Source organism: Nonomuraea sp. NPDC049625, assembly GCF_040675285.1.
GTDB classification, from domain to species: Bacteria; Actinomycetota; Actinomycetes; order Streptosporangiales; family Streptosporangiaceae; genus Nonomuraea; species Nonomuraea angiospora_A.
This window is the reverse complement of record NZ_JBFAOQ010000011.1, coordinates 55494-67481: the sequence shown is the minus strand read 5'-3', so window position 1 is coordinate 67481 and position 11988 is coordinate 55494. Positions and strand designations below refer to the sequence as shown.

11 protein-coding genes are annotated in these 11988 nt (G+C 72.0%); 4 read left to right on the top strand and 7 right to left on the bottom strand.

From position 1 onward, the window contains the following. Window positions 1–2: 2 nt before the first annotated feature. Entirely contained in the window at window positions 3–1451 is a 1449-nt protein-coding gene (locus AB0J87_RS39180; RefSeq protein ID WP_363974239.1) for an AMP-binding protein, read from the bottom strand. Window positions 1452–1619: 168 nt separating this feature from the next. Here AB0J87_RS39180 and AB0J87_RS39175 point away from each other — a divergent pair, with 168 nt between their 5' ends. The 3 genes from AB0J87_RS39175 to AB0J87_RS39165 are packed head-to-tail and all read left to right on the top strand — an operon-like array spanning window position 1620 to window position 5267. Next, complete coding sequence (locus AB0J87_RS39175) at window positions 1620–1853, top strand: acyl carrier protein (protein WP_355196023.1); 234 nt, start codon at window positions 1620–1622, stop codon at window positions 1851–1853. Next, on the top strand, window positions 1846–3207 hold the full coding sequence (locus tag AB0J87_RS39170; protein ID WP_363974236.1) for a hypothetical protein: 1362 nt from the start codon (window positions 1846–1848) through the stop codon (window positions 3205–3207). The genes AB0J87_RS39175 and AB0J87_RS39170 overlap by 8 nt, the downstream gene beginning before the upstream one ends. After that, window positions 3204–5267 (top strand): N,N-dimethylformamidase beta subunit family domain-containing protein, encoded by a 2064-nt coding sequence (locus tag AB0J87_RS39165; RefSeq protein WP_363974233.1) that lies wholly within the window; start codon window positions 3204–3206, stop codon window positions 5265–5267. Before AB0J87_RS39170 ends, AB0J87_RS39165 begins: the two co-directional genes overlap by 4 nt. A 167-nt stretch (window positions 5268–5434) precedes the next feature. On the opposite strand, the gene AB0J87_RS39160 is transcribed toward AB0J87_RS39165, so the two are convergent. Together AB0J87_RS39160 and AB0J87_RS39155 are read right to left on the bottom strand one after the other, a co-directional pair. Then, window positions 5435–5956, bottom strand: coding sequence for an antibiotic biosynthesis monooxygenase (locus tag AB0J87_RS39160; RefSeq protein WP_363974230.1), 522 nt, complete (start codon window positions 5954–5956; stop codon window positions 5435–5437). Beyond that, on the bottom strand, window positions 5953–6513 hold the full coding sequence (locus tag AB0J87_RS39155) for an alpha/beta fold hydrolase (RefSeq protein WP_363974227.1): 561 nt from the start codon (window positions 6511–6513) through the stop codon (window positions 5953–5955). Before AB0J87_RS39155 ends, AB0J87_RS39160 begins: the two co-directional genes overlap by 4 nt. A 60-nt stretch (window positions 6514–6573) precedes the next feature. Between AB0J87_RS39155 and AB0J87_RS39150 the strand changes: the two genes are divergently transcribed. Continuing rightward, a complete protein-coding gene (locus tag AB0J87_RS39150) occupies window positions 6574–7176 on the top strand; it encodes a TetR/AcrR family transcriptional regulator (RefSeq protein ID WP_363974224.1) in 603 nt (200 codons plus the stop codon). A gap of 138 nt (window positions 7177–7314) precedes the next feature. On the opposite strand, the gene AB0J87_RS39145 is transcribed toward AB0J87_RS39150, so the two are convergent. From AB0J87_RS39145 to AB0J87_RS39130, 4 genes are read right to left on the bottom strand one after another with little or no spacing between them, the layout of a single operon-like run. Then, on the bottom strand, window positions 7315–9243 hold the full coding sequence (locus tag AB0J87_RS39145; RefSeq protein WP_363974221.1) for an NAD-dependent epimerase/dehydratase family protein: 1929 nt from the start codon (window positions 9241–9243) through the stop codon (window positions 7315–7317). Beyond that, on the bottom strand, window positions 9228–10175 hold the full coding sequence (locus tag AB0J87_RS39140; RefSeq protein ID WP_363974218.1) for a methionyl-tRNA formyltransferase: 948 nt from the start codon (window positions 10173–10175) through the stop codon (window positions 9228–9230). The genes AB0J87_RS39145 and AB0J87_RS39140 overlap by 16 nt, the downstream gene beginning before the upstream one ends. Further along, complete coding sequence (locus AB0J87_RS39135; protein WP_363974215.1) at window positions 10172–10861, bottom strand: PIG-L family deacetylase; 690 nt, start codon at window positions 10859–10861, stop codon at window positions 10172–10174. Before AB0J87_RS39135 ends, AB0J87_RS39140 begins: the two co-directional genes overlap by 4 nt. Then, complete coding sequence (locus AB0J87_RS39130; protein ID WP_363974213.1) at window positions 10848–11852, bottom strand: NAD(P)-dependent oxidoreductase; 1005 nt, start codon at window positions 11850–11852, stop codon at window positions 10848–10850. Before AB0J87_RS39130 ends, AB0J87_RS39135 begins: the two co-directional genes overlap by 14 nt. Window positions 11853–11988: the final 136 nt, after the last annotated feature.

The window sequence follows — 11988 nt, the reverse complement described above, 5'->3', positions numbered from 1 at the left end:
CGTCACTCCTCTGCCATACGGCGCAGTTCCCGCTTGATGACCTTGCCCGCGGCGTTCCTGGGCAGGGCGTCCAGGATGAGCAGCACCGTGGGCAGCTCGTGCCCGGCCAGCCGGGTGCTCAGGAAGGCCCGCACGTCGCTGAGCGCCAGCGGTCCGGTGGCCACCACCGCGGCGGCCACCGCCGTGCCCATCACCGGGTGCGGCACCCCGAACACCGACGCGTCCGCCACCGCCGGGTGCTCGTGCAGCGCCGACTCGACCTGGATCGTCGAGACCTTGAACGCACCCGACTTGATCACGTCGCTCTCCCGGTCGACGAGGTACAGGTAGCCCTCGTCGTCGAGGCGGCCGAGGTCGCCCATGCGCACCCAGCCGTCCTGGAACGCGTCCTCCCGGCCGGCGCCGTTGCTCGTCCGGTCGTAGTAGGCGCGGGGATGGGCGGCGGCGCGCAGCCACACCTCGCCCGTCTCGCCGGGCGCCACGGGGGTGCCGTCCGCGTTCGCGATCCTGAGCTTGGAGCCGCCCGCCGCGCGGCCGAGCGAGCCGGGCCGGTCCGCGTCGTAGATCATGATGGTCTGCGCCGGGGCGGCCTCGGTGGAGGTGTAGTAGTTCGCGACGGTCGCGTTGGGGAACGCGGCGGTCAGGCCGGCGGCGATCGACGGGGGCAGCGCGGCGGCGGCCGAGCCGAGCAGCAGCACGCTGGACAGGTCGTGGCGGTCCTGCACGCGGGCGTTGAGGAGCTCGGCGGCCATCGCGGGGACGACGAAGACGGTGCCGGCCGCGTACTCCTCGATCAGGGCGGCGAAGCGGGCCGGGGTGAAGAGCGGGAGCGTCACCACCGCAGGGGCGGCGGTGAGGGCGTGGAGCAGCATCACCTGGCCGGCGTTCGTGCCGATGGGGAAGGCGTGCACCAGATGCCGGGAATGGGTGAACGGGCGGCGTTTGGGGTGGACGGGCGGGGAGGTCAGGTTCGCGTGGGTGGCGGCGACACCCTTGGGCCTGCCCGTCGTGCCGGAGGTGTAGAGGATCTGGGCGAGCGAGAGCGGATCCGGGGCCGCCGGCTCCTCGCGGACGGCCGGTCCTGACAAGAGCTCTTTGAAGGGGACGGCCTGCTTGGGTGGGAGCGCCGGGTCCCCGCCGCCGTGGACGACCGTCGTCGCCCCGCAGTCCTCGATCATGTACGCCAGCTCCGGCGGGGCGAGCCGGTCCGAGAGCGGCACCGCCACGCCGCCCGCCTTCAGCACGGCCATCCAGCTCACCGCGTAGTCCAGCCACTCGCGGGCGCCGAAGACCAGCGCGACCCGATCGCCCTTGAGCGGTCCTGGGAGCGCGCGGGCGGCGGCGGTGGAGCGCGCGTCCCACTCCGCCAGGGTCAGGCTGCCCTGGCCGGCGACGATCAGCGCGGTGTGGTCGGGATCGGTGGCGGCTCGGGACGTCAGGAGATCGGGCACTGGAAGGGCCGACGGAACCACCCCCAGAATTTTTTTCGTCGTGCCGCTTGACGCTAGAAAAAATGCACACATGCGTCAAGCCCTTACCTATAGGCGCTTGCCGACGTCTGGCACCGCGTGACACACTCGCCCCGGATTCCCCGACGAGGGAGGGTTCACCAGGTGCTGATGGATGGGGAGCTTCGCGAACGGCTCGCCGACATGATCGCCAAGGCCGCCGACGGGGCGGTCGATCCGGCCGAGGTGCTGTCCGGGCAGACCCGGCTGAGCGATCTCGGCGTCACTTCTCTGGCCTACTTACGACTGATCGACGCGGTGGAGGCCGAGTTCGGGGTGGAGCTCGACCCCACGGCCATCGACAGCCTGGACGCGCTGGTGGACTACGTCCGGCTCCATGGCTGACCCCGGTGAGGTGCCGGCCAGGGACGGGCCGCTGACCTGGGGGCAGCAGGACATCTGGCGGGCGGTCGTCGCCGCCGCGCCGCAGGAGCGCTACCTCAACATCGCCCGGGTCTTCGCCGCGCCCAAACGTCCGGTGAGCGTGGAGCGCGCCGCGCTGGCCCTCGAACGGCTGGTCGCCCGGCACGAGTCGCTCCGCACCCGCCTCACGGGGCCGCGCGACGCGCCGCTCCTGCGGGTCTGGCCGTCCGCGTGTCCCCCGTACGAGGTGGTCGAGACGGGGCCGACCGAGCCAGGGCCGACCGAGTCTGGGCCGGTCGGGTCGGGGCCGGTCGGGTCGGTTCGGGCCGAGGAAGTGAGCCCGGTTCCTGTCGAGGAAGTGAGCTCGGTTCTGGCCGAGCAGGTGGGCGAGCGGCTGGCGGCCGAGCCGTTCGCGTACTGGGAGGAGTGGCCGCTGCGGGTGGCGTTCGTGGTGGCCGGGGGATATGTCCGGCACATCGTCCTGGTCCTCTGCCATCTCGCCGCCGACGGCCACGCGGCCGAAATCGTGGTCAAGGACTTCCGCCTGCTCCTGCTCCGGGACTCCCTGCCGCCCCTGCGCAGCGCCACGCCTGGGGAGCTCGCCGCCTGGCAGCACTCGCCCGAGGGGCAGCGGGTGTCGGGGGAGGCGATCGGGTTCTGGCTGGAGGAGTACGCCCGGATGGACCCCGTGCCGCCGTCCTCGCACGTACCGGGGGAGCCGCGTTTCGTGGAGGCCACGATGCGCTCGCCCGCGCTGGCCGCCGCCGCGCAGGAGGTCGCCGCCCGCAACCGGGTCAGCTCCTCGACGGTGCTGCTCGCGGGGGCGATGCGGGTGGCCGGAGGGCTGACCGGGCAGCGGTTCTGCGGGATGCGGGTGATCGTGAACAACCGCTTCGCGGCCGGGCGGCGCGACGTGGTGTCCACGGTCTCGCAGGAGGCGCTGGTGGTGCTGGACCTGCGTACGGAGTCCTTCGACGCGCTGGTGCGCCAGGCGTGGGGGGCGGCGCTGCGGGCGTACCGGCAGGCGCAGTACGACCCGTACGCGATGGAGGAGGCGGTCAGCCGGGTGGGGCCGGGGATCCGGTCGTTCGGCTGCTTCAACGACCAGCGGCTCGTCCAGGAGGACGGCCAGGTGGCCGCCCTGGAGGGCAAGACCGAGGTGGTCAGGACGGACGCGATGGACCGCAACATCTGCGACTTCCGCCTGCACGTCGGCGGCGAGCCGGGCCACATGGAGGTCTCCTGCTACGCCGACACCGCCCTGCTGCCCCCGCCGGGCATCGAACAGTACCTGTTGGACCTGGAAGGCCTGATCGTGGAGGCGGCCCGTACATGAGCCTGTACGCGGAGGCGACGTCGTGCGCGCAGGGAGAGGAGCTCCGCTTCCGGCTCCTCGACGCGGGCGGTGGCCCGATCGTGGTGGAGGACGTGCCGTCGGGCCGGGTCGTCATGGAGGACCTCTCCTCCGGCGGCCCTTCCTGGACCCTGAAGGTAGGCGACGACTGGCCCAGCTCCCTCTACCGAGCCATTTACCGCGACACCAGCGCATATTTCGTCGTACGTAGCTCCGTGCCCGCTTCGCCCATCCTCGTGTCGATCCCGTTCCCCACCTGGGAGGCGTACAACCGGCCCGGCGTCCCCGGCGAGGGCCTCTACCAGTCGGAGCAGCCCGACCGCGCCGTCAAGGTCACCTTCGACCGGCCGGGCGCGGGGCCGCAGATCGAGGAGTGGGAGCTCGGCCTGCTCCGCTGGCTCGGCCCGGCGGGCTACACCGTCGACTACTGCTCGGGCCTGGACCTGCACGGCGGCCTCGACCTCCTCTCCCGCTACCGGCTCCTGGTCATCAACGGCCATGACGAGTACTGGTCGTGGGAGATGCGGGACGCGGCGGAGGCATTTGCCCGCCGTGGCGGAAATATCGCCATATTCTCCGGCAACACCTGCTGGTGGCAGGTCCGCTTCGAGGACGACCTCCGTACCATGGTCTGCTACCGCGACGCCACCGCCGACCCCATGGCCGCCACCGACCCCGGCAGGGTCACGGTCGAGTGGCCGAGCGACCCCGTCAACCGGCCCGAGAACACCCTCACCGGCCTCTCCTTCAGGAACGGCGCCGGCTGCTGGGTGGACTCGCGCGTCATGTCTCAGGAGTCCTACACCGCCAGATTCGCCGGCCACTGGGTCTTCGAGGGAACGGGGCTCGCGGATGGTGACACGTTCGGGAGAGGCGCGATCGGCTACGAGACGGACGCGGCCGACCTGGAATGGGTGGCCGGCGTCCCCCGGGCGACCGGTCGTGACGGCACGCCCCCGTCCTTCGTCGTCCTCGCCACGGCCGACCTGTCCCACTGGCGCCGCTACGGCAAGGGCGGGGCCGCCACGATGGGCCTCCACCGCCTCGGGTCGGGCACCGTCTTCAACGCCGGCACCATCAACTGGGGCAACACCCTCGACGACCCGACCCTGGCCACCATCACCCGCAACATCCTCAACCGCCTCTCCCACCCACCCACCACCCCCACCTGGGACCCCATCGGCCCCACCCCGCCGGTGGCCATCGCGGCCGCTTCGCCACCCTCGGCTCCTGCTCCACCTGCGGCCCTCGCCGACGCGCCGCCGGAGCGGGCGTCGGCCCTCGCGTCGCGGGCGGCCGGGGCCCTGTCGCCTCTCGCGGCGGTCAAAGCCGCGCCGCCGGCCTCCGACGTCGGCGCGTCGCCGTCCGATGAGGTCGCCCTGTCGGCGGCCGTCGAGCCGGGCGGTGCCGCAGCCGTGCCACCGTCCAGCGCGGCGGTCGAGCCGGGCAGTGCCGCAGTCGTACTGGCGCTCGTTTGCTGTGAGAACCGCCTCTACGCCGCGTGCCCGGACGGAACGCTCGCCGTTAGGGACGTATGCGGCCAGAACCTCCCGTGGCAGACGATCGACGCGACCGACGCGATCGCGCTCGCCGCACCCCGGGAGGCGCACGGCGGCCCGCCCGCCGGGCTGTACGGGGTCGCCCCCGACGGCACCATCCGTTACCGCGACCCCGTGCCGGCCCCGATGCCGTGGCGGGACGTCAGCCGGGCGCCAGAGGGCACCATCGCCCTGGCCGTCGTGGACGAAGGGCTGTTCGCCGTCACCTCCGGGGACGAGCTGTGGCACCTGCCCATCAGGCGGCTCGGCGTCCACGACTGGAGGAGCGTCGGCCCGGCCGCCGGCGCGGTGAGCCTGACCGCGATGAACGGCCGGCTGTTCGCCGTCTCGGCCGACCGGATCCTCGTGCGGACGGCCGAGCGGCATGAGGCCGGTTGGAGCGACCTGGGCCCCGCCGAAGGGCACACCATCCTGGCCGCCACCGCAGGACGGCTCATCGGCGCAGCACCCGACGGCGCCCTCCGCTGGCGGTCGCTGTCGTAGAGCAGGCGCCGACCACCGTCGCCAAGCCTGTCGACGAGCGGCCGCTCTGCGGAACGGGCACCCTGGTCACCAGGGTTCACTGCCGGCAACCGGTCGTGCCGGCCGACGTGGCCGCCACCCTCGACATCGTCTCCGGGCCGGCTGGAGCGAGGAGTAGTCCGCCAAGCTCAGTCGTACAGCCAGGAGGCCAGGAGACGGCTGAGTCTTGGCATGACGATCCAGGTCATGAGTGCGGTGAGGACGGGCAGGAGCAGCGCGAACCGCAGCGGTGGTGTGAGCGGGGACAGGAGCGGTTCGGCGATGGTGGTGATGGTGAGCAGCAGGATGTAGAGGGCCGTGAGGGTGATGAGCCAGGTCTTCCAGCGGGCGGGCGGGCGTACGACCTGGCCGTCGGTGGGTGCGAACCAGCCGTCGAGACCGGTCAGGTCGCGTTCGAGGGGCGGCGAGTCGACCAGGTCGGCCGACTCGGCGATCAGGGCGGCGCGGTCGGGTGAGGATCTCCAGGCGGCCAGTTGCTCGGCATCGGCGAAGCGGTAGACGATCGCGTACTCGCCGCCTCCCTCGGACGGGGGGATGACCGTCATGCCCTGGCTGCCGTGCGCGGCGGCCAAGGAGCGGACGCGTTCGAGGAAGGCCTCGAACTCCTGCTCTCTGCCCGCCCGCACCCGTCGGGTGACCAGGACGATCATGGCAGCAGGTCGGTGACCAGGGTGACGGCCTCGTGCAGCTCGCGCCGATCCTGGAGGCGGCTGAAGTGGACGCCATCGGGGGTGACCAGGGCCTTGGCGCCCAGGTGTTCGGCGAACAGCCGCACATGCTCGAGGGGGTCGGGCGTGAGCACCGGGTCGTCGATGGCGACCAGCACCCGGAACTGCCCGGCGGCGCGCCGGATGCGGTCCCAGTCGAAGCCATCCTGGAAGAACGGGGCGAGCTGGTCGTAGCCGACCTCGTGGGCCATGGAGGCGACCAGCACGACGCCGGCGTAGGGGCCCTCGCGGCCGACGTCGTGCTGCTGTAGCAGGCGGAGCAGGTTGACGCCGCCCAAGCTGTGCCCGACCAGGACGGTGTCGCGGGGGTCGTTCACCTCGGCGGTCACGGCCTTGAGCCAGGGTTCGGGCTGTGGCGCCTGAGGGTCGGGCATCTGCGGGACCCGCACGTCGTGGGGGCTCAGTTCGGCGGCCAGGTGGTCGTACCACGCCTGGTCGGGGGAGCTGGCGTATTCGTGCGAGATGACGACACGGCTCATGGGGTTCCAATCGAATCGCTACGTTTCGTTTCGATTGAAAAGTAGGCTACGGTGATCTGCATGTCAACCGAGCGCAGGGGCGGGCGCACCCGCAGCCCCGAGGCCCACCAGGCGGTACTGACCGCCGCCGCCGAACTGCTGGAGGAGCACGGCTACCAGACCCTGACCATCGAGAAGATCGCCGCGCGTTCCGGGGTCGCCAAAAGCACCATCTACCGGTGGTGGCGCTCCCGGCCCGAGCTGGTGATGGAGGCCTATACCCAGATCGTCGACCGGCGGATGCCCGAGCCCGACACCGGATCGGTGCAGAGCGATCTCACCGTTTTCGTCACCGAGCTCTATCGGGTGGTGAAGCATCCACTGCGCGTCCGCACGCTGCGCGGGCTGATGGCCGAAGCCCAACTCGACGAGGACTTCCGCGAACCGTTCCGCGCCTGGGTGAACAGCCGCCGCGCGATCGTGGCCCACCTCCTGGAACGCGGCATCGAACGCGGCGAACTCGACCCCGGCCTGGACATCGGCCACGCGACGGACCTGATCTTCGGACCGTTCTGGTACCGGCTGCTCGTGGAACACGAACCACTCGATCCCACCGACGCGGCGGCCCACGTGACCCGACTGATCAGGGGACTCGGACGAACACAAGGGTCAGAGGTTGAATGACGAGGTCAGCTTGCTCCAGCGCGGGTGCCGGGGACCAGCGGCCGGCCGCCTCGCTACGGCGCCGAGTTCGTCTTCGGTGATCGAGGGCGCCATGGTCCGCTTGGCGGTGGACCACTTGCCCGGCGGAGCGATCCCCGCCTAAGGGCGGTCGCTTTCGTAGGCCAGCCACTGCGCGAACGTGTGCAGCCCGTAGTCCGGCGTCACACCCTCTCGCCACCCCAGCTCGACCTCCGCCCGCTCGACGTTCACCAGCGGCCCGGGCGGCTCGTCGGACGTCTCGACGTCCATCGGTCGCACCGCCTTGGACACCGCCTCGGCCAGCTCACCCATGCGCAGCCGCTTCCGGCCGGCGATGTTGTACACGCGCCCCGCAACCCCCCGTTCCAGCGCGGACAGCACCGCCCCGGCGACGTCCTGTACGTGCACCAGCTGCACCGGACGTCCGGAGACAGGCGCGGGACGGTTGAGCGACGACCGTAGCACCAGGTCCGCCACCGGCCCGCCCTGCGGCATGCCGGGCCCGTACGGCTCGCCCAGCCGCAGCACCACCGCTCCCGGCGCGGCCGCCTCCACCTGCAGCAGGGCCCGCGACAACGGCGTGGCGGCGGGCGACGCGGGTGTCTCCTCGTCCACCCACTTCCGCTGCGGGTAGACGTGGACCGAGCTGAGCAGCACCCCGCTCCGCCCGCCCGCGAAGGCCGCCCGCGCGAGCCGCAGCTCCTCCTCCGGGTCGGCGTCGGGGGACCAACCGAGGGCGCACACGTGCACCACCGGTACACCGGAGTCCCCGGCGGCGAGACGGAGGCCCCGGTCGGCGAGCGCGTGCGCCAGGTGCTCCCGGACGAACGTCTCGGCACCGCTCACGGCCACCGTCGCAGACGGTCCCAGGGTCGCGATCAAGGGGACAGGGGACGGCGGGGTCACGACGCGCGGCGGGTGATCCGTCAGGGACGGCGAAGGTACGGCGCGCGGCGGGCGGTCCGCCGGGCCCGTTCCCAGGCTCGCCTCCGGGCCCTGCCGCGCCGCGTCGTGCAGGCCCGCCTCCAGGCCCGCCCGCGCCACCTCGTGCAGCTCCGCCGACAGCCGCCCCAGCTCCCGCCCCGAGAGCTCGTGGCACAACCCGCCCGGCCCCATCGTGGCCAGCGCCTCGTCCACGACCCGAGCGTCCCCCGGCCCTCGACCTTCGTCCACGATCCGAGCGTCTCCCAGCTCACGGCCCCGATGCACGACCCCCATCGTGTACGCCGTCAGCCACAGCGCCTCATGCGCCCCCGCGCCCGCCCGCGCCACCAGCGCGCCCGCGTCGATCCCCAGGCCGGCCAGATAGTCCTCGCACCGCAGGTCCCGCCACCGCCCCGACCCCGGCACCCGTACGGCGCACTGCGCGACGCCCCGCTTGAAGAACGGGATCACCGGCAGATCGTCCAGCACGGCGTCCTCGCCCAGCCCCGCCAGCGGGTCGTCGGTGAAGAAGCACGGCGAGCGGCGCACCCCCTGGAAGTCGTTGTCCACCAGGCTCGCCAGGTCCTCGTGCTCGGCCAGGCTGGGCACCGCCACGAACACCGGCACCCCGGCCTGCCGCAGGTACCGCCCCATGAGCACGTCGTCGGGCCACGTGTCGCCCCGGCCCGCGGCCCACTCCACGTACCCCTCGGCGACCTCCTTGGGCAGCAGCAGGGCGGCCACCGGAGTGTACTCGCCCGCCCCCGCCACCCACCGGGCCCCGGCCAGCGCCCCCTGGCGTACGGCGGCGCCGTTGCGCGAGTTCCAGAACGCGAACAGGGCGAGCGCGGCGTGCGGCATGGCGCGGGCGGCGCGCTCGGCCCGTTGGAAGAACGTGCTGGAGAGCACCATGTCGTCGTGCAGGAGGAAGTGGTGGGTGGAGTCGCCGGGGATGCTCGACCACGCCAGCAGCGAGGTGCGGAACGCCGAGGGCCGGCCGCCCGGATCGGGGTCGGTGACGACGTCGAGCACGCCCCCGGCCAGCCGCGCGGCCGCCTCCCTGCGCTGGGGATGCGCCATCACGGCCCCGCTCAGCCGCACGCCCCGGTTCACGTCCCCAGGCATGCGCCAACCGTGAGCTCGCCCGACTCGACGAGGTCCAGGGCGTCGCGCCGGTCGCCGCCCTCCCACCGCACGTCGCGTACCACCAGCAGCCCCGACCCGCAGGCCACCAGCACCCCGCCGACACCCGTCGACCACACGGGGGCGAGCACGGTCCCGGCCGGTTCCGTGCCGCTGAGCTCAATGAGGTCTGCCCCAATGAGATCTGCGCTGTGGACGTACAGCCGCCGCCCGGAGACGGACGTGAACGCCCCCGGATAGGGCGGGGCCAGCGCGCGTACCCAGTCGTAGAGGTCGGAGGCGGGCCGGGACCAGTCGATCAGCCCGTCCTCGGGCCGCCGCTTCTCCCACCACGACCCGCCGGGCCCCTGCGGGCGCGCCACCACGCGGCCCTCCAGCAGCAGCGGGATGTACGTCGCCAGCAGGTCCACGTTGATCTCGGTGACCTTGCGGTAGACGGCGCCGACGTCGTCGCGCCGGCTGACCGTGAACTCCCGCTGCGCGATCAGGTCCCCGGTGTCGGCCCCCTCGTCCAGGAAGAACAGGCTGACCGCGCTCGTCTCCAGCCGCTTGATGATCGTCCACGGCAGCGCGGCCCGCCCCCGCCCCTCGGGCAGCCGCGTGGGATGCAGCCCGATGGACCCCAGGGGGCACGCCGACAGCAGAGGCTCGCGCACCAGCTGCGACCATCCCGCGATCACGAACAGGTCCATGTCCTTGACCAGCTCGTACGCCTGCCCGTCGTTGATGTCGGCCGTCTCCAGCAGCGGGATGCCGTGCTTCTCGGACGCCTCCCGCAGCGGCGCGAACCCGGAGCGGTGCTGCAGCGCGGGCGGGTAGCCGATCAGCAGCGACGGCGGGGTGCCCTGCGCCACCAGCACGTCCACCGCCGGCGCGGCGAACTCCATCCCGGTGGCGAACGCGAACGTCTTCACAGGACCTCCCTCAGCACCCCGAACGCCTCAGCGCGGGTGACGCCGATCTCCGCTCCGCGTAACGTGGCCAGCGCCGTCACCGAATCCTCGCTCCTGATGTGCGGTGAGGGCCGGTGCTGGCTCTCGTACGCCCGCAATGCCTCAAGCTTCGCGCCCATATAGGCGGATATATCGCAGTAAGCCGTCGAGCGGGGCATCGGCTCGGACGCCCACTGGATCTTCGACATCTCGTACATGAAGACGTTCGGCACCAGCCACTTGCCGAACTGCTGCGCGATCGGCCGGGCGGCGGCGAACCCGGCGTCGAAGACCGCGCAGTGGTCCTGGTCGTAGTCGGCGAAGCTGGGCAGGAGCAGCAGGTCGGGCCGCCGCTCGTTCAGGGCGTGCTCGAACAGGTCCACCAGCTCCCGGCGCGGCAGCGTGTCGAGCCGCTCGGTCAGCCCGCGGTCCCCGTACGCGATCTCGAAGGTGAAGCCGAGCAGGCCCCGCACGGCCTCGATCTCGTCCAGCCGCTGCCGGTAGGTCGTGGCGCCGGCCAGCCCGTAGTGGCGCATGCCGTCCACCGCCAGGTACAGGACGTGCACCTCGGCACCGAGCTCGGCCTGCGCGGCCATCAGGCCGGCACAGCCCAGGACCTCGTCGTCGGCGTGGGGGGAGATCACCAGGACGCGGTCAAAGCGGCGCATTCACTGCCCTTCGGTCCTCGCGGGCGCGATAGTAGTCGGCGGTGGCCATGATGAGCTCGTCGAGGGTGACGCGGGGCCGCCAGCCCAGGTCGGTGGCCGTCCTGAGCGCCGGGATCTTGTGGAAGGACTCCGCCTCGGCGTAGTGCGGCCCGTGCACGGTCCGGCCGTCCACGCCGACGATGGGGGACGGGCTGCCGAGCAGGGCCTTGACGCGTTCGGCGAGCTCCATGACGGTGACGGCGTTGGCCGGGTTGCCGACGTTGATGATGACGTCGTCGCCGTCCAGCGCCGCGTCCATGAAGCCGATGAGGAACGCCGTCAGGTCACTGGCCGCGATGAACGCCCTGACCTGCTCCCCGCCCGCGAACACCGTGATCGGCCGCCCGGCCAGGGCCTGCTGCACGAACGTGGGCATCACGAACCCGCCCGCCCGCGACTGCCGCGCGCCCGCCACGTTGAAGGGCCGGATGACGATGCCGCGTAACCCGTGCCGCCGGCTGTTGCAGACCATGGCCTCGGCCAGCGTCTTGGCGATGGCGTACTCGATGCGCGTGTTGTACTGGGTCGGCACGACGATGTCGTCCTTCTCGTCGAGCACGCCGCTGCGCCCGTACACCTCGGCCGAGCTGAACATGCACAGCGGCACCCCGGCGGCGGCGCACGCCTCGATGACCGGCGCGGTGCTGCCGATGATGTCGTGCCCGAGCCGCCCCGACCGCGACAGGATGCTGGCCGGGCCCACGTAGGAGGCCGCGTGGATGACGCGGTCCACGCCCGCGAAGTCGCCGCCGGAGGCCAGGTGGTCCTCCACGCGCTGCCTGATGACCGTGCAGCGCGGGTCGGTGTCGTAGTCCTCGCCGTCCACGACCGCTCCGGCGTTCGAGTCGATGATCCGTACGCGGTGGCCCGCCGCGAGGTAGGCGTCCACCAGATGTGAGCCGATGAATCCGAGACCGCCGGTGATGACTACTTCGCCACCTGGTACTCGCACGGACCCGCCTTTCCCGCTCGAGGAAAACGGTCATACTGGGACCTAGGCGGGATTAAAACAGTTTTCGTCTGTCTTGTCACCCATGGCCACAACTTTTCACCGCGGCGCGTGAACCCCTCCTGACGCGGGTAGCTCC

Bases quoted from the DNA above. Each gene is read 5' to 3' on its own strand.
- AB0J87_RS39175 (WP_355196023.1), top strand. From the start codon at position 1,620: ATGGATGGGGAGCTTCGCGAACGGCTCGCCGACATGATCGCCAAGGCC.
- AB0J87_RS39170 (WP_363974236.1), top strand. From the start codon at position 1,846: ATGGCTGACCCCGGTGAGGTGCCGGCCAGGGACGGGCCGCTGACCTGG.
- AB0J87_RS39165 (WP_363974233.1), top strand. From the start codon at position 3,204: ATGAGCCTGTACGCGGAGGCGACGTCGTGCGCGCAGGGAGAGGAGCTC.
- AB0J87_RS39160 (WP_363974230.1), bottom strand. From the start codon at position 5,956: ATGATCGTCCTGGTCACCCGACGGGTGCGGGCGGGCAGAGAGCAGGAG.
- AB0J87_RS39155 (WP_363974227.1), bottom strand. From the start codon at position 6,513: ATGAGCCGTGTCGTCATCTCGCACGAATACGCCAGCTCCCCCGACCAG.
- AB0J87_RS39150 (WP_363974224.1), top strand. From the start codon at position 6,574: ATGTCAACCGAGCGCAGGGGCGGGCGCACCCGCAGCCCCGAGGCCCAC.
- AB0J87_RS39145 (WP_363974221.1), bottom strand. From the start codon at position 9,243: ATGCCTGGGGACGTGAACCGGGGCGTGCGGCTGAGCGGGGCCGTGATG.
- AB0J87_RS39135 (WP_363974215.1), bottom strand. From the start codon at position 10,861: ATGCGCCGCTTTGACCGCGTCCTGGTGATCTCCCCCCACGCCGACGAC.